At 61.4% G+C, this 22433-nt stretch carries 17 protein-coding genes; 12 read left to right on the top strand and 5 right to left on the bottom strand.

The genetic code is table 11. The features are described from left to right. Nucleotides 1-742, top strand: a 742-nt coding sequence (ychF, locus tag Q7J58_RS20415; protein WP_304831645.1) for a redox-regulated ATPase YchF, incomplete at its 5' end; no start/stop codon positions are given. Nucleotides 743-744: 2 nt separating this feature from the next. Beyond that, complete coding sequence (locus Q7J58_RS20410; protein ID WP_304831643.1) at nucleotides 745-1518, top strand: RNA pseudouridine synthase; 774 nt, start codon at nucleotides 745-747, stop codon at nucleotides 1516-1518. Nucleotides 1519-1604: 86 nt separating this feature from the next. Here Q7J58_RS20410 and Q7J58_RS20405 read toward each other — a convergent pair whose 3' ends face one another. Beyond that, on the bottom strand, nucleotides 1605-3287 hold the full coding sequence (locus Q7J58_RS20405) for a tannase/feruloyl esterase family alpha/beta hydrolase (RefSeq protein ID WP_304831641.1): 1683 nt from the start codon (nucleotides 3285-3287) through the stop codon (nucleotides 1605-1607). 144 nt (nucleotides 3288-3431) lie between these two features. On the opposite strand from Q7J58_RS20405, the gene Q7J58_RS20400 reads away from it, so the two are divergent. Then, on the top strand, nucleotides 3432-4238 hold the full coding sequence (locus Q7J58_RS20400) for an AraC family transcriptional regulator (RefSeq protein WP_304831639.1): 807 nt from the start codon (nucleotides 3432-3434) through the stop codon (nucleotides 4236-4238). 19 nt (nucleotides 4239-4257) lie between these two features. Here the strand turns inward: Q7J58_RS20400 and Q7J58_RS20395 are convergent, their stop codons facing one another. Together Q7J58_RS20395 and Q7J58_RS20390 are read right to left on the bottom strand one after the other, a co-directional pair. Continuing rightward, nucleotides 4258-5436: an MFS transporter gene (locus Q7J58_RS20395; protein ID WP_304831637.1), complete on the bottom strand. Its 1179-nt coding sequence runs from the start codon at nucleotides 5434-5436 to the stop codon at nucleotides 4258-4260. A 60-nt stretch (nucleotides 5437-5496) separates the two neighbouring features. Then, nucleotides 5497-5982, bottom strand: coding sequence for a YqaA family protein (locus tag Q7J58_RS20390; RefSeq protein WP_304831636.1), 486 nt, complete (start codon nucleotides 5980-5982; stop codon nucleotides 5497-5499). Between the two features lie 147 nt (nucleotides 5983-6129). Here Q7J58_RS20390 and dusB point away from each other — a divergent pair, with 147 nt between their 5' ends. The 3 genes from dusB (at nucleotide 6130) to purH (ending at nucleotide 9053) form a co-directional block, all read left to right on the top strand. Next, the gene (gene dusB / locus Q7J58_RS20385) at nucleotides 6130-7170 is read left to right on the top strand and encodes a tRNA dihydrouridine synthase DusB (protein WP_304831634.1); all 1041 of its coding nucleotides are present in this window, start codon (nucleotides 6130-6132) and stop codon (nucleotides 7168-7170) included. Next, on the top strand, nucleotides 7167-7403 hold the full coding sequence (locus tag Q7J58_RS20380) for a Fis family transcriptional regulator (protein WP_304831632.1): 237 nt from the start codon (nucleotides 7167-7169) through the stop codon (nucleotides 7401-7403). Before dusB ends, Q7J58_RS20380 begins: the two co-directional genes overlap by 4 nt. Before the next feature lie 63 nt (nucleotides 7404-7466). After that, nucleotides 7467-9053, top strand: a complete 1587-nt coding sequence (gene purH, locus Q7J58_RS20375; protein ID WP_304831631.1) for a bifunctional phosphoribosylaminoimidazolecarboxamide formyltransferase/IMP cyclohydrolase — start codon at nucleotides 7467-7469, stop codon at nucleotides 9051-9053. A 61-nt stretch (nucleotides 9054-9114) separates the two neighbouring features. On the opposite strand, the gene hemL is transcribed toward purH, so the two are convergent. Together hemL and Q7J58_RS20365 are read right to left on the bottom strand one after the other, a co-directional pair. After that, the gene (hemL, locus tag Q7J58_RS20370) at nucleotides 9115-10416 is read right to left on the bottom strand and encodes a glutamate-1-semialdehyde 2,1-aminomutase (protein WP_304831629.1); all 1302 of its coding nucleotides are present in this window, start codon (nucleotides 10414-10416) and stop codon (nucleotides 9115-9117) included. A 155-nt stretch (nucleotides 10417-10571) separates the two neighbouring features. Further along, nucleotides 10572-11507, bottom strand: a complete 936-nt coding sequence (locus Q7J58_RS20365; RefSeq protein WP_304831627.1) for a bifunctional hydroxymethylpyrimidine kinase/phosphomethylpyrimidine kinase — start codon at nucleotides 11505-11507, stop codon at nucleotides 10572-10574. A gap of 163 nt (nucleotides 11508-11670) precedes the next feature. On the opposite strand from Q7J58_RS20365, the gene Q7J58_RS20360 reads away from it, so the two are divergent. The 6 genes from Q7J58_RS20360 to Q7J58_RS20335 all read left to right on the top strand — a co-directional run bounded on the left by Q7J58_RS20360 (nucleotide 11671) and on the right by Q7J58_RS20335 (nucleotide 22412). Next, on the top strand, nucleotides 11671-11844 hold the full coding sequence (locus Q7J58_RS20360; protein WP_304831625.1) for a rubredoxin: 174 nt from the start codon (nucleotides 11671-11673) through the stop codon (nucleotides 11842-11844). A 102-nt stretch (nucleotides 11845-11946) separates the two neighbouring features. Continuing rightward, the gene (locus Q7J58_RS20355) at nucleotides 11947-12342 is read left to right on the top strand and encodes a response regulator (protein WP_304831623.1); all 396 of its coding nucleotides are present in this window, start codon (nucleotides 11947-11949) and stop codon (nucleotides 12340-12342) included. Continuing rightward, nucleotides 12342-12707, top strand: a complete 366-nt coding sequence (locus Q7J58_RS20350; RefSeq protein WP_304831621.1) for a response regulator — start codon at nucleotides 12342-12344, stop codon at nucleotides 12705-12707. The genes Q7J58_RS20355 and Q7J58_RS20350 overlap by 1 nt, the downstream gene beginning before the upstream one ends. A gap of 39 nt (nucleotides 12708-12746) precedes the next feature. Continuing rightward, the gene (locus Q7J58_RS20345; protein WP_304831619.1) at nucleotides 12747-13280 is read left to right on the top strand and encodes a chemotaxis protein CheW; all 534 of its coding nucleotides are present in this window, start codon (nucleotides 12747-12749) and stop codon (nucleotides 13278-13280) included. A gap of 63 nt (nucleotides 13281-13343) precedes the next feature. Beyond that, nucleotides 13344-15593 carry a methyl-accepting chemotaxis protein gene (locus Q7J58_RS20340; RefSeq protein ID WP_304831617.1) on the top strand — a complete coding sequence of 750 codons (2250 nt, stop codon included), beginning with the start codon at nucleotides 13344-13346 and terminating at the stop codon, nucleotides 15591-15593. Between the two features lie 30 nt (nucleotides 15594-15623). Beyond that, complete coding sequence (locus Q7J58_RS20335) at nucleotides 15624-22412, top strand: Hpt domain-containing protein (protein WP_304831616.1); 6789 nt, start codon at nucleotides 15624-15626, stop codon at nucleotides 22410-22412. Nucleotides 22413-22433: the final 21 nt, after the last annotated feature.

Genomic DNA, 22433 nt, shown 5'->3' with positions numbered 1-22433 from the left:
CAAGGTGGACCCGATCGCCGACATTGAGGTCATTCAGACCGAGCTGTGCCTGGCCGACCTGGCGGCGGTGGAAAAAGCCTTGCACCGCGTGCAGAAAACGGCGCGCTCGGGCGACAAGGAGTCCATCAAGCTGGTGGCGATTCTGGAAAAGTGCCAGGCGGCGCTGAACGAGGTCAAGCCGGTGCGCACGATCGACTTCAGCAAAGAAGAGCGCCCGCTGCTGAAACAGTTTTTCCTGATCACGGCCAAGCCAGCCATGTTTGTGGCCAATGTGGCCGAAGACGGGTTTGAAAACAACCCGTTGCTGGACCGGCTGAAGGCGTTTGCCGATGCGCAAAATGCGCCGGTGGTGGCCATTTGCGCCAAGCTCGAAGCCGAAATGAGCGAGATGAGCGACGAAGACCGCCAGATGTTTCTGGAAGAGCTGGGCCAGAGCGAACCGGGCCTGAACCGCCTGATTCGCGCCGCCTACAAGCTGCTGGGTTTGCAAACCTATTTCACCGCCGGCGTGAAAGAGGTGCGCGCCTGGACCATTCACGTGGGCGACACCGGCCCGCAGGCCGCTGGCGTGATCCATACCGACTTCGAGAAGGGCTACATCCGCGCCCAGACCATCGGTTTTGACGACTACATCACCTACAAAGGCGAGCATGGCTCCAAAGACGCCGGCAAGATGCGCGCCGAAGGCAAAGACTACGTGGTCAAAGACGGTGACGTGCTGAACTTCTTGTTCAGCAGCTGAGCATGACCCACGCCCAGCGGCCCGAAGCCCAACGCCTGTCCAAGCGCCTGGCGGCGCAGCTGCCCTGTTCGCGCAGCGACGCCGAAAACTACATCGCCGGGGGCTGGGTGCGGGTGGACGGCGTGGTGGTGGAAGAACCGATGGAGCGGGTTCGCGACGACCAGACGGTGGCGCTGGACCCCAAGGCCAAGATGGAGCCACTGGAGTCGATCACGCTGATCTGGCACAAGCCGGCCAACCGGGTACTGCCCGACGAACCGCTGCTGCCCGACGCGCTGGCCGCCAAATGGTTCACCGACAGCAACCGCTTCAAGGGCGACCGCTCGGGTGTGCGCCCGCTCAAGGCGCACCTGCACAAGCTGCTGCCCGTGGCGCCGCTGGGCACCAAGGCCAGCGGCCTGATGGTGTTCACCCAGAACCCGGGCGTGGCACGCAAGATGACGGACGACGCAGCGCAGCTGGAGCACGAGTGGCTGGCCGAGGTGGCGGCCGATCCGGATTTGGAAGACGACGCCCGCCGCGAGGCGGTGCTCCGCTCGCTGGGCAAAGCCCTGTTCTTTGACGGCTGGGCCGTGCCTTCGGCGCGTGCCAGCTGGCAGAGCGAGCTGCGCTTGCGCCTGGCGATCAAAGGCAACCGGCCAGGCCAGGTGGCGCACCTGTGCGAGCGCGCGGGCCTGCAGCTCACCGCCTTGCGCCGCTTGCGGCTGGGCCGCATTTCTCTGGCCGGTCTGCCCGTGGGCGAGTGGCGCTACCTGCTGGGCTACGAGCGCTTCTGATTCTGGTCAGGGGGCGCTCGCGGTGGCCCGGCACGGGGCATCCCCGGGTGGGGTGCCTCATGCCGAGTGCTTGCGCGTCGGCAGTCTCAGCTGACCGAGCAGGTGAAGCTGGTGGCCTTGCTGGTGTCGCCGCTGCCTGTGTATTTGGGGAAGCTGGGGAAGGGGCACAGCGGCCGCTCGAACGTGCCAGCGTCGGAGGAGCCGGTCGCCACCAGCTGGTCGGGTGCGACGTCTTTTTCCACCCAATCCACCAGTGCGGTGATCAGGTCGGCCTTGGCCGCCCCCGGGCCGGTCAGGTCGTGCCCCACACCCGGCGAGGTGACAAAACGCGCGAAGCGGTCGAAGGCGGCGCTGCCGCTGGTCTGACGCACCTGGTCCAGATAGGCGGCGGTGCGGTAGACCGAGACGCAGGTGTCGGCCATGCCGTACCAGACCAGCAGTTTGCTGCGCTGGCCGAAGTTGACCAGGTCGGTGGAAGGCTCCATGGTGTTGGCCAGGGCCTGCCATTGCGTGGCCATGCCCAGCGGGTCGTGGTTCATCGAGTCGGCTGACTCGGAACCCGTCAGGGCCTGGATGACAGAGGTCGGTGCGATGTAGCTGAAGCCCTTGCTCAGGAAGCCGCCGTCGTACTCGAAGCCGAAGGCGTAAACCTGCCAGTCGCCGGTGGCGGCGCCACCGCGTCCGTAGCGTTCATAGCCGGTCATGCCGTTGGCCAGGGTGAGGGGCACGGTCTTGTCGGCGTAGTTCAGGCGAATGGCTTCGATCTGGCCCGTGGTGAGACAGCTGTCGTCCTGGGCGCCTGCGACATCGTCCGCGCACTGCAGGTCGGTGGGCACGTAGGTGCAGGCCTCGACGTTGCCGATGATGCCGTCGGTCAGTCCGTCCAGCGCGTCGCAGGCCGCGATCTCGGCGGCGGCGTACAGGGCCGACTTGCCGGGGCTGATCCAGTTGGCTTGCGCGGGCAGGCTGGTGTCCGGGTTGCCGTCCGCGTGGCGACCATAGATCCAGCGGTTGAATCCTCCCATGTTCACCTGATGCGCCTGCTGGCTGATGGCCGGGGCCATGGCCAGCACGCCGTCGTAGTCGTTGGGGTAGCGGTCGGCTGCGATCAGGCCCGAACGCCCGCCATTGGAGTGGCCGACCATGTAGCGGCGCGTGGGGGCCTTGCCGTAGAACTGGGTGGCGATGTGCGTGCCCACCTGCAAGGCCAGGTGGTTGGCTTCGTCGGCGTGGTTTTGCAGGGCGACAGGGTCCGTGGCCCAGGCAAAGTCTTCCGTCTGGTGGCCCGAGTCGGAGCTGATGCGCACGAACGACAACGCCGCATCGCTCTGCACGTACTTCACGTGCCACGGGTCGTCGGTGGGCATGAAGCCGTCGAAGCCGCCGCCACCCAGCGTCATGGTCTTGCCGTTCCAGTCGGCGCCCTCGGGCAGCTCCACGGCCCAGTGGATGGTGGAGCCGGGGCCGGACGCGATGGTGCCCCGCACGATGCAGGCCCTGGGCATGGTGATGGGCTCCCCGGTGGCATAGTGCGTTTCTGTCACGGTCTGGGTTTCCCGCAGCTCGGTGCGCAGGAAGGTGGCATTGACTGGCAGGTTGCTGGGCACATACGCCGCGCACGATTGGGCGAGCGGCCGGGATGAGGGGGGTGGCGGCGTGTCGCTCCCGCCGCAGGCGGCGAGCAGGAGGGTGCCGAGCAGAGAGCCGGTCAGAGCCCGGGCGCGGACCCCTTGGGGCAGGGCTGGGTTTATGCTGGATGGGTGTTTCATCAATGTACTTCCTTGCAAAGAGGGGACCGCTCGCGCACCACCGGGCCGGTCAAGGCATCTGGCCTGATGCGACGAACGTGGCCCATGCTAGGAAGAGAAGATTCCGGCGTCTTGTACGCCACGGGGAACCGGGGGTAATCACCAATGCTGGGCAGTCATGCCATTCCCGGGGTGGTCTATCTGGGCCACGACTGGCTTCTGTATGCCGATCCGGATCTGCGGTTCAACCTGTCCCAGAACGTTGCGCCGGCGCTGGTTTTCGGGCCGCCGCTGCGCCCTGCCACGCTGACGCTGCGCAATGGCAGCGAGGTCTGCGCGCCGGTGCTCTTGCATGCCAGCGGGGCCTGGAGCTGCATGACCGGGCGCAGCGCCATGGCCTTCCTCTACGTGGACCCCTTGTCCGACGTGGGCGTCAGCCTGCAGCAGCGCGCGCAGGACAGCGTGGCGCCATGGCCAGATGCCGACCTGATGCATCGCAACGGTGTTGACCTGGAAGACCTGTGCGGCGGTGCAGTGCACGCCGCGCAGGCCGGGCGGTGGGTGGCCGGGGTGCTGGCCGAAGTGGCAGATCTTTGCGGTGGTTCGACTCGCATGGACCCACGGCTGGCCGGCTTGCGTGAGCGCCTGCATCAGCGAGGTGAGGGCAGGGCAAGTCCGGCCACCATGGCCCGTGAACTGGGCCTGTCGGCCGAGCATGTGCGCAAGCTGTTTCGGCAACAGGTCGGCATGACCCTTTCGAGCTACCAGTCGTGGGTCAGGCTTTATCTGGTGGCCGTCGGGGCGTGCGAGGCACAGCAGCGCGGGCAACCGCACAGCGCCACGGAGCTGGTCAGCGCCGGGGGCTTCTACGACGCGTCGCACGCGTCCCGGGCGATCCGGCGCTACTTCGATCTGTTGCCCACCGAGATGCTGGCTCCCAGGGCCTTTGTGGACTGCCGTCAGGCCGGCTGACGACGCCATTCTGCGCAGATCAAGACCTGCTGCCCACCGAGCGCTTCTGAGCCCACACGCTCAGGCCCATGGCCAGCAGCATGAGCGCCAGGCCCACGCTGTGCAGGTTCAGCATGTGGCCCTGCGCGATCAGCAGGCCGCCCAGCGCAGCCCCCAGACCCTGGCCGGCGTAGATGGCCGAGGTGTTGAGGGCCACAGTGGCCGGTGCCAGGATCGGCGAGAGGTGCACCAGCCGCGCCTGCTGGGCCGAGTTGGCGGCAAAGCAGCCCAGTGCCCAGGGCACCATCACCAGCGCCTGGACCCACAGGCCTTGTCGGCCCAACGGCCAGATCGCCAGACTCAGCGCCATCAGACCCAGGGTGAGCAACACCGCGCGCGGTGCGCCCATGCGGTCGACCCAGCGCGTGAGCCCCAGGGTGCCCGCCAGGCCGAAGGCGCCGAACCACAGGAACAGCAGCGAGAGCGTGGTGGCGCTGGTGGCCAGCGTCTGCTGCAGGTAGGGCGCGAAATACGAAAACAGGATGAACTGTCCGAAACCCGAGAGCAGGGTCACGCCCAGGGCGAGCATCAGCTGTGCCGAGCCCAGGGTCTGGCGCCAGGCGTCGCGCGACAGCGCGGCGGGTCGGATGCCGTCGGGCATGGCGCGCCAGACCCAGACCGCGCTCACCACCGCCATCAGGCTCACCAGGCCGAAGGCCCAGCGCCAGCCGAAGGCGCCGCCGATCCAGGCCGACAGCGGCATGCCCAGGACCGACGCCACCGACCAGCCCATGAAGACAAACGTGATGGCGCGCCCGCGGCGTTCGGACGACACCATCAGGCCGATGCTGGCGGCGGCCTGCGGCGTGAAGATGGCGGGCGAAATGACCGCCAGCACCCGCAGCGGCAGCAGGGCGGTGTAGCTGGGCGCCAGCGCACAGATGCCCATGAGCAGCGCGTACCAGACCAGCGAGAGCGTGAGCAGGCGCCGGCGGTCCCAGCCGGCCACCAGGGTGGCAAAGGTGGGCGCGCCCAGGCCCATCAGAATTGCACCCGCCGTGATGAGCTGGCCGGCTTGTGGAATGGACACGCCCAGCGACTGGCTGATGTCGTTGAGCGTGCCTGGCACCACCATGATGCCGGTGCCGATGACGAAATTGCCCATCATCAGCGCCCAGAGGGCGCGCGGCAGGGCGGCGTCGCGTTGGGGGTGGGTCATGTGGGAGCGGTGGGAACAGGGTGAAGAGCGTTCAAGTATCGCCCTGCAGCGCCGGTGGCATCAGAACGGGAGTCCCCCAGGGAACACCCAGAGCAGGGCGGCCGTCATGGTGAGATAGCGGGCGAACTTGCCCACCGCCATGTAGGCCACGCAGGGCCAGAACGGAAATTTGAGCCAACCAGCCACGGCGCACAGCGGGTCGCCCACCACCGGCAGCCACGACAGCAGGCAGGCCTTGGGTCCAAAGCGCTCCAGCCAGCGCAGGGCACGCGGGTGCGGCGTGTGGCCGTGGCTGGCTTTGTCCACCACGTTGTGCGCGCCCAGACCCATGGCCCAGCTCACCGCGCCGCCCAGTGTGTTGCCGGCCGTGGCCACGAAAATGACAGGCCAGAACAGTTCGGGACTGAGCTTGATGAGCCCAAACACCGCCGGCTCGGAGCCCATGGGCAGCAGCGTGGCCGACAAGAAGGCCACCACAAACACGGTGCTCAAGCCGACCTCGGGCAAGGCCAGCAGTTGCAACAAGGAAAGGATCCAGTCGGGCATGGGTGGAGTGTTGGGCGGTGGGAGCGTCAAGAACGGCGTGGTACAGCATATCGCCTGCTGAAAAAACAGGCAGATACAATGCCCATCCCTTTCCCCCCGCTTTGACCGGGTTCTGTGCGGCTGTGCACCAACCATTCTCCCATCACCATGCAACTGGGTCCGTATACCCTGCCCAACGCTTTGTTTGTCGCACCCATGGCGGGCGTGACCGACCGCCCGTTTCGCAAACTTTGCAAACGGCTGGGCGCGGGCTATGCGGTGAGCGAAATGGTGACCTCGCGCCCCGATTTGCAGGACAGCCTGAAGACCTCGCGCCGCGCCGACCACAGCGGCGAGCCCGGCCCGATCGCGGTGCAGATCGCCGGCACCGACGCGCAAATGATGGCCGACGCCGCGCGCTACAACATCGACCGCGGCGCCCAGATCATCGACATCAACATGGGCTGCCCGGCCAAGAAAGTGTGCAACAAATGGGCCGGTTCGGCCCTGATGCAAGACGAAGCGCTGGCCATCGAGATCGTGCAAGCCGTGGTGAACGCCTGTGCGCCACACGGCGTGCCGGTGACGCTGAAAATGCGCACCGGCTGGTCTGCCCAAGGCAAGAATGCGCCGACCATTGCGCTGGCCGCCGAGTCGGCGGGCGTGCAGATGCTCACCGTGCATGGCCGCACCCGCGAACAAGGTTACAAAGGCTGGGCCGAACACGACACCGTGGCCCACATCAAGAGCCGGGTGAAGATTCCGGTGGTGGCCAACGGCGATATCGACAGTCCCGAAAAGGCCCGCGAGGTGCTCGCCCGCACCGGGGCTGACGCCGTCATGGTGGGCCGCGCGGCGCAGGGCAGACCCTGGATTTTTCGTGAAATCGCCCACTTTCTGGCCACCGGCGAACACCTGCCCCCGCCCGAACTGCCCGAGGTGAAAACCTGGCTGCTGGACCATCTTGAAGACCACTACCACCTGTACGGCGAATTCACCGGCGTGCGCAGCGCCCGCAAGCACCTGGGCTGGTACGCGCAAGCGCTGCCTTTGCCCATGGGTGCTGCTGCGTTGTTCCGCGCACAGATCAACACCCTGACCACAGCGCAGGCGCAGCTGGACTGCGTGCGCGAGCACCTCGATGCCTGGGCCTGCGCCCGGCCCGAACAAGACACGACCCGAGAAGACAACTGGAAACTGGCCGCATGAGCTCCCACAACAACCTGCACGACTGTGTTCGTGCTAGCCTGGAAGATTACTTTCGCGATCTCAACGGCACCGACCCGGCCGGCCTGCACGACATGCTGGTCAAGGCGGTCGAAAAGCCGCTGCTCGAAGTGGTGATGGAACAGGCCCAAAACAACCAGTCCCGTGCCGCCCAATGGCTCGGCCTGAACCGCAACACGTTGCGCAAAAAACTGCTCGAACACCATCTGCTGTGAAGCCCGGCACTTTGCTGCGGTCTTCTTCTGGCCCTACCTTTTTCCTTAACGCTGAACCATCCCATGCGCGCACTCATCTCCGTCTCTGACAAAACCGGCATCGTCGAACTGGCCCAGACCCTGCACGGTCTGGGTGTGGCCCTCATTTCCACCGGTGGTACCGCCAAGCTGCTGGCTGAAAACGGCTTGCCGGTCACCGAAGTGGCTGAAGTGACGGCATTTCCTGAAATGCTCGATGGCCGTGTCAAGACCCTGCACCCCAAGGTGCATGGCGGCCTGCTGGCGCGCCGCGATGTGCCTGAGCACATGGCTGCCTTGAAGACGCACGGCATCGACACCATCGACATCCTGATCGTCAACCTCTACCCGTTTGAGGCCACCGTGGCCAAGGCCGGCTGCACGCTGGAAGACGCGATCGAGAACATCGACATCGGCGGCCCGGCCATGGTGCGCAGCGCGGCCAAGAACTGGAAAGACGTGGCGGTGCTGACCGACGCGGCCCAGTACCCCGCCGTGATCGACGAGCTGAAAGCCAGCGGCAAGCTGAGCGACAAGACGCGCTTCGCCCTGTCGGTCGCCGCGTTCAACCGCATCAGCCAGTACGACGGCGCGATCAGCGATTACCTCTCGTCGATTCAGTTTGAAGAGGGTGCCAGCGTGCCGAAACGCGCCGAGTACCCCGGCCAGGCCAACGGCCGTTTCGTCAAGCTGCAGGACCTGCGCTACGGCGAGAACCCGCACCAGACCGCCGCCTTCTACCGCGACCTGTACCCCGCGCCCGGTTCGCTGGTCACTGCGAAACAGCTGCAGGGCAAGGAGCTGAGCTACAACAACATCGCCGACGCCGACGCCGCCTGGGAATGCGTCAAGAGCTTCGACGTGCCCGCGTGCGTGATCGTGAAACACGCCAACCCCTGCGGCGTGGCCGTGGGCAAAGATGCGCTGGAGGCCTACAGCAAAGCCTTCCAGACCGACCCGACCAGCGCCTTCGGCGGCATCATCGCGTGCAACCGCGTGCTCGACGGTGCCGGGGCCCAGGCCATCAGCAAGCAGTTCGTCGAGGTGCTCATGGCACCGGGTTACACGCCCGAAGCGCTGGAGGTCTTCAAGGCCAAGGCCAATGTGCGCGTGCTTGAGATTGCGCTGCCGCCGGGTGGCCCCACCGCGTGGGACAAGGGCCTGAACCTCACCGATGTGAAGCGCATCGGCTCGGGCCTGCTGATGCAGAGCGCCGACAACCACGTGCTGCAGCGCGCCGATCTGAAGGTCGTGACCCGGCTGCAGCCGACCGAACAACAACTGGAAGACCTGCTGTTCGCGTGGAAGGTGGCGAAGTTCGTGAAGAGCAACGCCATTGTGTTCTGCAAGGACGGCATGACCATGGGCGTGGGCGCTGGCCAGATGAGCCGCCTCGATTCGGCCCGCATCGCCAGCATCAAGGCCGGTCATGCCAACCTGTCACTGCAAGGCACTGCGGTGGCGAGCGACGCCTTCTTCCCGTTCCGCGACGGTCTGGATGTGGTGGTGGACGCGGGTGCAAGCTGCGTCATCCAGCCCGGTGGCTCGATGCGCGATCAGGAGGTGATCGACGCGGCCAACGAGCGTGGTGTGGTGATGGTGTACAGCGGCGTGCGCCACTTCCGACACTGAACCATCGGACGCTTCCCGAAAAGTGTCTGACTCCCTCTACCAGAGGGAGCAACCCCACAGCCTATTTGGCCAGCAGCTTGAACACGTCGCGGGCTGCTGACACGGTGTCCGCAATGTCCTGCGCCGTGTGCGCTGCGCTCACGAACCCGGCTTCGTACAGCGCCGGGGCGATGTACACGCCGCGGTCCAGCAGGCCATGGAACAGGGTGTTGAAACGCGGGCCGTCGGTGGTCATGACCTTGGCGTAGTTCTGCGGCAGTTGATCGAACAGGAAGAAACCGAACATGCCGCCCTGGCTGTCGCCGCACAGTGTCACGCCCTCTGCGGTGGCTGCGGCGGTCAGACCGCTTACCAGCGACTGCGTGGTGGCCGACAGCGCATCAAAAAAGCCGGGTTTCTGGATTTCTTTCAGCGTTGCCAAGCCACAGGCCGTGGCCACCGGGTTGCCGCTCAGCGTGCCGGCCTGGTACACGCCGCCCAGCGGAGCCAGCTGTTCCATCACCGCGCGCTTGGCGCCAAAGGCCGCCAACGGCATGCCACCGCCAATGACTTTGCCCATCACCGTCATGTCGGGTTCGAAGCCGGGGATGAGCTGGGCGTACACGCTTTGCGCGCCGCCGAGTGCAACACGGAAGCCCGTCATCACCTCGTCAAACGCCAGCAGCGCGCCGTGTTGCGTGCACAGCTCTCGGCAGCGCTTCATGAATGGCACGCTCGCTCGAACGAAGTTCATGTTGCCGGCAATCGGCTCAATCATCAGGCAGGCCACATCGGGGCCGTGCTCACCGAAGGCCGCTTCGAGTTGCTCGACGTTGTTGTATTCGAGCACGATGGTGTGCTGCACCACCTCGGGTGGCACACCGGCGCTGGTGGGGTTGCCAAACGTGGCCAGACCCGAACCGGCTTTCACCAGCAAGGCGTCGGCATGGCCGTGGTAGCAGCCTTCAAATTTGATGATTTTCTTGCGCCCGGTGGCGCCGCGCGCCAGGCGGATCGTGCTCATCCCGGCTTCGGTGCCCGAGCTGACCAAGCGCACCATGTCGATGGACGGCACCAGCTTGATGATTTCTTCGGCCAGTTCCACCTCGCGCTCGGTCGGCGCACCGTAGGAAAAGCCTTCCAGCACGGCCTTTTGTACCGCTTCCACCACCGCCGGGTGGCCGTGGCCCAGAATCATCGGGCCCCAGGAGCCGATGTAGTCGATGTATTTCTGGCCATTGGCGTCCCAAAAGTAGGCGCCTTGCGCGCGCTGCACGAAACGCGGCGTGCCTCCCACGGCCTTGAAGGCGCGCACAGGGGAGTTCACGCCACCCGGGATCAGGGCTTTGGCGCGTTCAAACAAGTCTTGGTTGCGATCGGTCATGGTCGGTTCTCGTCAAATCGTGGGGCTTGGGATACTGGGCATTGCCAGGGTAGGACGTATCCGCTTGGGGGGGGCTCGCTTGGCCAAGGTCGCCAGTAAGGGTTTCAAGGGGGTGTCAAAGTGGGCATGGCGGATCCCCTTCCATTTCTATCCCCTCAGTGTCTGGTGGTGTCCAACGGAAAGTCATTCGCATCCAGTGCGGTTTCGGATGGAGACGCCACATCGCCATTATCGATTTCATCTTCGTGGGCCCAGAACAGACGGTCTGGAACAGCATGGCCCATGCCGGGTTGAAACCCGGCATCCAGACACTGGTCCAGATAGGTCAGGGCTTCGGCACAAGCCGATTGCAGGTCGGCGCCGCCAGCAATGAGCGCGCACAAGGCTGCAGACAATGTGTCTCCAGCCCCGGCAAATGTGGCCTCAAAACGCTCGTAACGGGCGGTGGCTAGCACCGTTTCGGGCGAAGCCAGATGGCTCTCAAGGTAAAGGTCGGCGGCGTTGAATCCGGTGACCAGGGTATAGGGTACGCCATGGTTTGCAGCAGCGCGTGCAATCTCGCGCGGGCTCGGTGCGCGGTCGCCTTCCCATTCGGGTAACAGCCAGCGGCACAGCGTGCTGTGGTTGCCCACCAGCACGGTGGTCTGGGGCAGCAGCAGTTCGGCGCAGGCATCGAGGTAGGTTTCAATGGCGAGTTCGTCCCACCACGACAGGTCGGGCATATAGGTCACCACAGGCACGTCGGCGTAGTCGGAGGTGATCTCGGCAATGACGCTGAGGTTTTCCGGGCTGCCCACAAAGCCTACTTTGAAGGCTTGTACGGGCATGTCTTCCAGCGCACAGCGTGCCTGGTCACCCACGGCCTCTTCATCGAAAGTCACGTGGTCGTGAATCTCAGTGGTGTCGCGGATGTAAGCGCCCGTCACCACCGACAGTACATGGGCCGATGCGCTGGACATGGCGGTAATGTCGGCGCTGAGACCTCCTGCACCACTGGAGTCGTTGGCATTGAACACCATCACGCAGGGTAGGCTGGTTTCGCTGGGCACACCGGCCGGGGTCGGCGAAAGGGATTCAGGGGTATCGGGCATGGGGGCTGTGTGAAGCGCAGCGCGGGTAGGTTCCTGAAGGGCCTTTGCGTGCATACGAAAAAAACCAGCGGATGGCCGGTCAAGAATGACTTGTAAGCGGCCTGCGGATGGTTCGTAGGGATCGATACAATGATTGCATTCTATGACAATGCCCCTTATAACCATGACTGAAACCAAGACTTGGATGTGCCTGATCTGTGGTTGGATCTATGACGAAGCTGCAGGCGATCCCGAGCATGGCGTGGCGCCTGGAACACCGTGGGCACAGGTGCCCATGAACTGGACATGCCCTGAGTGCGGTGCACGCAAAGAAGATTTCGAAATGGTACAAATCTGACGCTAATTCGCCATGCCGTGGTGAGTCTTCGTGGTTCGGGTATCGGGTCTACTGCCCGTTAAGCGGCCCCTGTTCTGACCTGTTTTCTGGAGCGATCCCACTGTGAGCACGACACCTGCACTGAAAGTTTTGGTGGTTGATGACAGCAATACCATCCGCCGAAGCGCCGAGATTTTTCTCAAGCAGGGTGGGCACGAGGTGCTGTTGGCCGACGACGGCTTTGATGCTTTGTCCAAGATCAATGACTACCAGCCTGATCTGGTTTTCTGCGACATACTTATGCCGCGTCTGGATGGTTATCAGACCTGTGCCATCATCAAACGTAACATTCGTTTTTCCAATATTCCTGTGGTCATGCTCTCGTCCAAAGATGGGGTATTCGACAAGGCGCGTGGTCGCATGGTCGGCTCACAGGAATACCTCACCAAACCCTTTACCAAAGACCAGTTGTTGCAAGCGGTGCAGCAGTTTGGCGCTAATTACACCGGAGCTGTTTGATGTCTATCCAGAAAGTGTTGATCGTGGACGATTCGAAAACCGAGTTGATGGTTTTGTCGGACTTGTTGGTTAAAAATGGATACAGCGTGCGCACCGCCGAGAATGCGGAAGAGGCCTTTCGTCGGCTAGGAGAGGAAAAGCCGGAGCTTATTTTGATGGACGTTGTGTTGCCCGGTCAGAATGGTTTTCAGCTGACCCGAGCGATCACCCGCGATCCTCAGTATTCGGACATTCCCATCATCATGTGTACCAGTAAAAATCAGGAAACCGATCGCGTCTGGGGTATGCGGCAAGGTGCGCGCGACTATGTCACGAAACCTGTAAATGCTGAAGAGCTGTTGTCCAAAATGCGGGCGCTGGGTTGAGCGAAGCCGTACCTTTCGCGTGACCTGATAAACACCCATATGGCCTACCGACAGTCACTTAGGGATTTGCAGGAACGACTGGCTCAACGTCTGACCGCTGCCAAATCTGAAGCCGCTACCGCATCGTGGTTGGCCGTAGAAGCCCGGGGCCAGCGCTACCTGTTCCCTCTGGTTCAATCTGGTGAGATTTTCCCTTGGACTTCGGTGCAAGTTGTGCCTTTCACCAAGCCTTGGTATGCCGGCGTAGCCAGCCTTCGTGGGGGACTCTATGGCGTGATCGATCTTGGACAACTGATTGATCCTTCGTCAGAGTGGCCTCATTCTGCTGAACGTATCACGTCCGAGTCACGCTTGATCAGCTTGCATGCAGCCTTGGGGGTTAATGCTGTTTTATGGATCGACCGTTTGCAGGGTTTGCGCAATCCCGCTATGTTCCACGAGTTGGGTGATACCCCCGCAGGTGCTCCCGCTTACTTCACCCGCCGTCTGATAGACCACCAAGGCCTGCCTTGGCAGGAGCTTGATCTTCAGATACTTGCGGCCAAACCCGAATTCCTCGCCATCGCTGCATGACGGTTGAAAGCTGTCGATTGATGCCGGTGATACGTATTTTGTTTTCTGTTGGAAGGTTTATTCATGGCCATGCTTGATCGAATCCAGGAACTGTTCAAGAAAAAAACCGGGAACGAACCCGATCTGAGCGGCACCACCGATCAGGAGGTGGCAAGCCTTGCCACTGTGCGGCTGGCGCCGAATCTATCCGACGACGACTTTGCTGCAAGTCGCATGGCCGATGATGAAGATTTTCCTGTCCAGACAGATTTGGTGGCTGTGCCGCTGCTGGGTCGCAAGCCGGCTGAGCAGCACCAACGAACGCTGGCCACCTTGCTGGCTTTTGGCTTGATTGTGCTCGGCGGCGTAACGTTTTTTGCGTTGAGCCAGACAGAAAAAATCAGTCAACAAGTGGCCAGCAGCGGTCAGGCCCTGATGCAGTCGCAGCGGTTGGCCAAGAGCGTTTCGCAAGCGTTGATTGGCAGCCCTTCGGCATTTCCTGAAGTGCGTGAGAGTTCTGACGTGTTGGCGCGCAACCTGCGTGGTCTTAAAGATGGCGACGCTGAGTTGTCCATTGACGCGTTGGGCCAGCAATACAGCGAGCAACTGAACACGCTGCTGCCCAAAATGGAGGCCGCTGAACGCAATGCGGCAGCGGTGCTGAGCCAGCAAGCCATCCTGACCCAGGTGGGCAATGCGCTGCGTACGATCAACCGACAGTCATCAGACTTGCTGGAAATCGCTGAAACCATTTCATCGCTCAAACTCCAAAAAAACGCGCCAGCTGCTGAAATTTCTGCATCGGGGCAGTTGGTGATGTTGACGCAGCGCATCGGCAAGTCTGCCAACGAGTTCTTGACCATGGAGGGCGTGAGCCCCGAGGCGGTATTTCTGCTTGGAAAAGATTTGAACACCTTCAAAGAAATTACCGAAGGTTTGCTTAACGGCAGTGAAGAGTTGCGCTTGACCCCTGCCGACGATGACCAGATTCGGGAGCGTCTGGACGCACTGCTGAAACTGTATGAAGAAACCCGAACTGAAGCCGGTGCTATTTTGGGTAACTTGCAGGGATTGGTTTCGGCGCGTGAGGCGCAGGCCAGCATCATTGCTGACAGCGAACCTCTGCGTCTGGGCTTGCAAACCTTGCAAACCGATTTGTCCTCGCGCTCCGGTCTGGGTGGCGGTGCACTTGCTGCGCTGTTGTTGTCTGCTTTGTTTGCGTTGTCTTGCGGTGCGGGCCTGGCTTATGTGCAGCTGCTGGACAGTCGCCAGCGCCAAGGCGTGGCGGAAGCGCAGCGTGTAGCAGCCGTGTCGCTGGAACAAGATGCCAAGCGAGTCAATGATGCCAACCAAGCGGCTATTTTGCGATTGATGAACGAATTGCAAACGGTGGCCGAGGGTGATCTGACGCAAGAAGCTACGGTGACCGAAGACATCACCGGTGCCATTGCCGACTCGGTGAACTACACGGTGGAAGAGTTGCGCTCGCTGGTGGGCAACGTACAGGCCACGGCCACACGGGTGGCGCAAACCACGTCGGCGGTGGAAAGTACCTCCACCGAACTGTTGGCCGCTTCGAACGAGCAGCTGCGCGAAATTCGCGAAACTGGTCAGTCGGTGGTGGATATGGCGCAGCGAATCAACCAAGTGTCTGGCCAGGCGCAAGAGTCGGCTGCTGTGGCTCGCGTCTCTCTGCAGGCTGCCGAGTCGGGTCTGCAGGCGGTGCAGGATGCCATTGGTGGTATGAATGCCATCCGCGACCAGATTCAGGAAACGTCCAAGCGCATCAAGCGGCTGGGTGAGTCGTCGCAGGAGATCGGTGAAATTACCGAGCTGATTTCTGACATTACCGAACAGACCAACGTATTGGCACTCAACGCTGCTATTCAGGCGGCCTCTGCAGGAGAAGCAGGGCGCGGTTTCTCTGTGGTGGCTGAGGAGGTGCAGCGACTGGCTGAACGATCCGCAGACGCGACCCGTCAGATTGCTGCCCTGGTGAAGGCGATTCAGACCGATACGCAAGACGCTGTGGCCGCTATGGAGCGCTCCACACAAGGTGTGGTCGAGGGAGCCAAGCTGTCGGACAACGCCGGTACCGCACTGTCTGAAATTGACCGTGTGTCACGCCGGCTGGCTGATCTGATTGAGCAGATCTCTAACTCCACTTCCCGCGAAGCCGATTCTGCCAACGAAGTGGCAGGCAACATTCAGCACATTTTTGCTGTAACCGAACAGACCGGAGAGGGTACACGCTCCACGGCCCAGCAGGTGCGCGAGCTGTCCATCATGGCTGAGGATCTGCGCCAGTCGGTGGCACGGTTCAAGATCGCCTAACTTACTTTCGAGCCCCAACTTCACACCAACATGCTGGACACCACACGAACCGACAGTTCGCAGACGGACGCTCCGATCGCCGACCTCGGTCCGCTGGCCTGGGTGTTTGACGAGTTACGGAAATCGCTGGATGCTGCCAACAAAGCGATCAAGCGTTTCGTCCGTGAGTCAGAAAAATCTCGCAACAACGATCTGGAGGCGGTGGATCCCAGTTCGTTGCGTGTAGCGCGTCAGCAGTTGCACCAAGCTGTTGGTGCTCTTGAAATGGTCGGGCTTGCGGCTCCAGCTCAGGTATTGCGTTCCATGGAAGCCGCCGTGCAGCGCTTTGTACGGCGTCCGCTGGTGTGCGACGAAGATGCAGCCAATAGGGTTGAGCGAGCCAGTTTCGCGCTCATTGAGTATTTGGAAGCGGTTCTCAACAACAAGCCTGTACACCCGGTGGCTTTGTTCGTCCAATACCGTGAAGTCCAGGAGTTGGCCGCAGCTGAGCGGATACATCCGGCTGATTTGTGGTCTTTTGATCAACGCGGCATTGAGGTGGCAGCGCCTGCCGGTATTCAACCCTTGAACTGCGACGCCCCTATGCGATCGTTGTTTGACCGGCTCGTCTTGTTGGTTGTCAAAACGAACAGCCCGGCCGGGGCGCAGCAGTTGGCAAAATTCAGCGCGGGTTTGTCTGCTGGTGCTGCCGACGCTCGCAGAAAAACGTTCTGGCGTGTCACGGCAGCTTATTTTGAAGCTGTTGCACACCAACTCCTGCCTGACGATGTGTATGTCAAGCGTGCTGCTTCGCGCATTTTGCTGCAGTTCGCGTCTTTTGCCCAAGGGCAAAACCAGGTCTCGGAGACTTTGCTCCACGATCTGCTGTTTTTCTGTTCACAAGCGCGTGGGGGCACGCTGGAAAATACCCCGCACCTGATGGCCGTGCGCAAAGCATACGGACTGGAAGCCGCCGAGCCGGTGGACTATCAGTTGGCTTCCCTTGGGCGTTATGACCCAGCCATTCTGGCCCAGGCACGCAAACGCATAAACGCCGCGAAAGAAACGTGGTCACTGTATTCTGGTGGCGATGCCAGCCGTGCGCGTCAAGTGGTCGATCAGTTCGGTCTGATTGGCGACTCGCTATTGAAGCTCCATCCAGCCAGTACCGTGCTGGCACAAGCACTGTTGAAAGCAGCAGACCAGGCTGCCCACGATCCGGCTGGCGTTCGTCCCGAGCTTGCCATGGAGGTGGCTACGACGACGTTGTATCTGGAGGCGGCATTCGAAGATTTTGATCCGAGCGACGCTGAAATGACCGAGCGTACTCAGGCGCTCGCCGCGAGACTGGAGCTTGTGCGTGCAGGTGCAGCTGCCCAGCCGTTGGACCCTTGGATGGAGCAACTGTACCGCCGCGTCAGCGATCGTCAGACGATGGGCAGCGTTGTGGGTGAACTCAAGGTATCGCTGGGCGAGGCCGAAAAATCGCTGGATCAGTTTTTCCGTGCACCCAACGAAAAGGGTTGTCTGCATGTCGCGGTGTCGCAGCTGGCGCAGATGCGCGGCGTGCTGTCGGTGCTGGGTCTTGATCAAGCGGTGCAGACCGTTGTGCGGATGCGCGCCACGGTCGATCAAATGCTGGACACCGATGTGGACAAAGATCAAGCGCGTGAAGCGGGTACCTTCCAGCAGCTTGGCAACAATTTGAGTGCTTTGAGCTTTTTGGTTGACATGCTCAACTACCAGCCTTTGCTGGCCAAGAAACTGTTTGTTTTCGATCAAGATAAAGGCGAGTTGCTTCCCCTCATGGGTCGCAACCTGGCTCCTGAAGCAATCCAAGCGTCTGCGCCCCAGGACGGTGAAGGCATTTTTGCCAGCATGCCGGACGCAGCCGAGGGATTGCCCGAAGCGTTTGGTCTGAGCGATCGGAGCCAGTCGCTGGACCATGAGGCTTCTCAGCCCGATGTGGATTTTGTTGTCAGCGGTTCAGACCAGACTGTGGTGCCCGATGACGCTGTCGAGACTGCATCGGTGCCGACTGATCTGTCTCAGGCCGAGTCTCCCGTCAGCGTCCCAGCTGCCAACGCGCAGGCCAGTGAAGACAATGAAGAAGATGAGCTTTTAGACATTTTCCTGGAAGAGGCGCGCGAAGTGGTCGGAAATGGCCTGGAAGCACTGAGGCTGCTGAAAATGCAGCCAGCCAACCTGGAAGAACTCACCACGCTGCGCCGAGCTTTCCATACCCTCAAAGGCAGTTCACGCATGGTGGGGTTGACCGAGTTCGGTGAGGCGGCTTGGGCCATGGAGCAGTTGGTCAATGCCGCTTTGGCCGAGCAGCGTGCGGTGCACTCCCATATGCTCAGCCTGTCTGGCGATGCCATGGTTGCGCTGTCACGTTGGGTTGAAGATATCGCCTCTCACACCGATGGCGGTTGGCATGCCCAACCGTTCCGCACCAGCGCCGAAGCTTGGCGCAACCATGCGCAGTACCTACCGCTTGATCTGCAAACATCGGCGCAAGAGGGCCAAGCAGAGAGGCCTGTGGTTGGTTCATCGCCCACGGTTTCTGCGGCGGTGGTTGTTTTGGCGCCGGCCCAGCCGTTGCCTGAAGCGGATGCCTTGGGTGATTCGGTTCCTTTGCCAGAAAATTTAGAAGACGGTTCAGCAAAAAATCCGGCCAAGGACGATGCTGTGTCTGAACAAGGTGCTGTTGAACTGCAGCGTCCTACCGAGGCTGAACCGCCGCTCCTCCACATGCGAGAAGAGCCGACGGAGCAAGCCCCAATTCAGGTTGGCGTTGAAGCAGCAGAGCTGAGCGAAACGCCCGTTGAATTTGCCGATATGCCGTTGTTTGGGGATGTCGGTCACGAGCGCGCAGACCTCTTTGTTGTCGAGGCTGCGGACTCGGTGCATGGGCAGCAGGCGTTCGAAGAGATCAATTTCGGTAGCCTTGAAGCGTTGTCCTCAAGTCAGCCAGCGACAGGGCATGAGGAGGCTGCGTTTGAAGCGGCTGAAGGCGAAAGACCAACCGCATTGGTCGATGAACCCGTCAGCGCTCTGTCTTTGGTCTGGGATGGCCTTTCGCTGGATCTCGACGAGGATCGGTCTCTGGTCTCGGATACACAATCCGATCCCGAACGCACCAGCGACAGCATTGATTTTGACCTCGATGACGACGCCCTGCGGTTGAATACGTTGTCTGAATTGGTTTTAGACGGTGGTACGCGCGTTGGTGCAGGTGAGCCCGGACAGGACGTTGATGGGCTGATCTCAGACCTCTCTGCGCCTGTGGTTTCAAGTGCGCCGGACGATACCGAACATCTTGAACCTCCCGTTTCACCAACGGATGAGAGACCAACCGCATTGGTCGATGAACCCGCCAGCGCTCTGTCTTTGGTCTGGGACGGTCTTTCGCTGGATCTCGACGAGGATCGGTCCCTGGTCTCGGATACACAATCCGATCCCGAACGCACCAGCGACAGCATTGATTTCGACCTCGATGCTGATGCCCTGCGGTTGAATACGTTGTCTGAAATGGTTTTAGACGGTGGTACGCGCGTTGGTGCAGATGAGCCCGGACAGGACGTTGATGGGCTGATGTCAGAACTCTCTGCGCCTGTGGTTTCAAGTTCGCCGGACGATACCGAACATCTTGAACCTCCCGTTTCACCAACGGATGAAGTGTTTGCACCACATGTGTTGCTTGAGACGGGGGCGGCGGTTGAAGCGTTTTCTGAGATTCAGGAAACAGAAGAAACAGAGGCGCTCGGTGCAGTTGAGTTGGCTGGGTCATTCCAAGATGAGGTGCCTGACGAGCAAACCCGGGTCATTGGGTCATTGCACATTGGCATCAAGCTGTACAACGTCTACCTGAACGAGGCTGATGAATGGTCTCGTCGCTTGGACACCGAAATGGCCGAATGGGCGCTGGAGCGCCACATGCCTGTGCCTGCACATGCCGAAGCGTTGGCGCATTCGCTGGCAGGAAGTTCGGCCACGGTGGGTTTTCAGTCGCTCTCGGATATTGCCCGTGCGCTGGAGCACGCCCTTGAATCGGTGAGTTTGCGTCAACAAGCAGGTTGGGCGGCAACGCCCGAGCAGGCCGAGTTGTTTGTCTTGGTTTCCGAGGACATTCGTCGCCTGTTGCATCAATTTGCAGCTGGTTTCTTGAACGAACCCAAGCCAGAGTTGCTGGAAGCGTTGTACCGGGTGGTGCACGAACCCGTGCCAGATGAGTTGCCGCAGGAAACTTTCGAGTTGGCGGATGATTCGGTCGCGCAGGATGCTGACATTGAAGCTTCCATGCCATGGGATGCTGCGCCTACGGTGGCCACACAAGCGCCTGAGGTACTTGCTGAAACCATGCCGTTGGATGTTCCTGCGGTGCTGCCTACGGTAGAGACCGCCGGCTTGTCTGAGTTGCTCCCTCGCATGACCGGTTTGGTGCAGGACATTGATGATGACATCGATGTCCTCGACACCATTGATGCGGACCTGTTTCCCATATTCGCAGATGAAGCGCATGAGCTCCTGCCTCAATTGGGAGCGGCGCTGAGGCAGTGGGTTGCTCGTCCTGACAATGGCAGTGCACGGTCAGAAGTTTTGCGCCACTTGCACACGCTCAAAGGCAGCGCGCGTCTCTCGGGTGCCTTGCGCCTGGGTGAGATGGTGCACCGCATGGAAACCACGGCCGAGCGCTTGGGGTCTGACGTGCAACGCAGTGCCGATCTGGAGCCTTTAGAGGCGTCTTTTGATGCGATCAGTGCCCGCTTTGAACTGCTCAATCGCACCGACCTGGGAGCACTGAATGTGATTCAGCAGGCGCCAGAGCAGGTGCCTGCGGATGCCATGTCGCCGCCGTTGCTTGAACAGGTCAATGTGTCAACGTTGGCCACAATGGCGTCCACCGCACCGACTCTTGTATCCGGCAAGGGGCTGACCGGCTTGTCGCTGTCCAGACTTCCGACACCCATTCAGGCCCGTGCGGGTGCGGCTGTGCGCGTGCGCTCAGAGTTGTTGGACCGGCTTGTCAACCAGATCGGCGAGGTCATGACCACGCGTTCGCGCATGGAGTCCGAGTTGGTCACTTTGCGCGGTTCCCTCAAAGATTTGACCGGTAACTTGGATCGTTTGCGTCAGCAGTTGAGAGACATTGAATTGCAGGCTGAAACCCAGATGCAGTCGCGTTTGGCCCAGGCGCGTGATGTTGAGCACTCGTTTGATCCGCTGGAGTTCGACCGATTTACCCGTGTGCAGGAACTTACTCGCATGATGGCCGAGTCGGTGAACGACGTGGCCACCGTGCAACGCAATTTGCAGCGTGCCGTGGAGTCGACCGAAGACGGTTTGGTTGCTCAGGCCCGCCAGACCCGGGAACTGCAGCGCGATCTGTTGCGCACGCGCATGGTTGAGTTCGAAGGTATTTCCGAGCGGCTGTACCGTGTGGTGCGTCAGGCCTCCAAGGAGACCGGCAAACAGGTGCGTCTGGACATTACGGGCGGTCAAATTGAAATGGACCGTGGTGTGCTGGACCGAGTGACCGCCGCCTTTGAACACCTGTTGCGCAACAGCGTGGTTCACGGGATTGAAGCTCCTGAGGTCCGTCTGGCTGCCGGTAAGGCGGCAGAGGGCCATATCACCATTGCGCTGGTGCAGGAGCTCAACGATGTGTCGGTGGTGTTCCGCGACGACGGTGCAGGTCTGAATTTGCCGCTCCTGCGCGAAAAAGCCATCGCTCAGGGGTATGTGTTGCCTGGCACGCACATCAGCGATGAAGCCGCAGCACAGTTGGTGTTTGCTGCGGGCCTCAGTACAGTGCGCGAAGTGTCTGAATTGGCCGGCCGCGGTATTGGCATGGACGTGGTGCGCAACGACGTGTTGGCGCTGGGTGGACGCATTGAAACCAGCACCCAGCCAGGTCAGAGCACCACGTTCAAACTGGTATTGCCACTGACCACCGCCGTGACCCAGGTGGTGATGTTGCGTGCAGGTGCACTTACGCTGGGCGTGCCCTCGAACCTGGTGGAATTGGTGCGCCGAGTCACCAGCGACGAACTGGCTCAGGCTTACGCCAAAGGCTTTCTCATGGTGGGCACTGAAGAAGTGCCCTTCTACTGGGGTGGTGCGCTGTTGCTGTCGTCTGCACAATCGACGCAGGCCCAGGGCCGTACCTTGCCGGTGGTGATCTTCCGAAGTGCTGCGCAACGTGTGGCCATGCATGTGGACGAGGTGCTGGGCAATCAGGAAGTGGTTGTGAAGAATCTGGGGCCGCAGCTCTCGCGTCTGCCGGGTCTGGCGGGTATGTCGGTACTGGCATCGGGTGCGGTGGCACTGATCTACAACCCTGTGGCGCTGGCCACAGTGTATGGAACGCAGGTGCGCGAATGGCTGGGTAGGCAACAGCGGCAAGCGCCGCAAGTGTCCGGTGATGCGCAGACTCCGATGGACATGGTGCCCAATGCGGTGCCACTCGTGCTGGTGGTCGACGACTCCATCACGGTGCGCCGCGTGACCCAGCGTCTATTGCAGCGAGAAGGCTACCGCGTGTCGCTCGCTGCAGACGGTCTGCAGGCGCTGGAGCGCTTGCAGCAAGAGCGACCTAACGTGGTTCTGTCCGACATCGAGATGCCGCGCATGGACGGATTCGATTTGGTTCGAAACATCCGCAGCGATCCGCGCCTGACGGATTTGCCTGTGATCATGATCACGTCACGCATTGCCGACAAACACCGTGAACATGCTCGCGAGTTGGGGGTGGACCACTACCTTGGCAAGCCGTACCCTGAAGACGAGTTGCTGGCACTGATCGCGCATTACACCAAGATCGCCGCAGAAGTTTGAGACAGAGTCCCTGCTGCTTCG

Source organism: Hydrogenophaga sp., from assembly GCF_030656115.1.
In the GTDB taxonomy this organism is placed as follows: Bacteria; Pseudomonadota; Gammaproteobacteria; order Burkholderiales; family Burkholderiaceae_C; genus Hydrogenophaga.
Note: the sequence above shows the minus strand (reverse complement) of the source record. Positions and strands in the feature narration are given on the sequence as shown.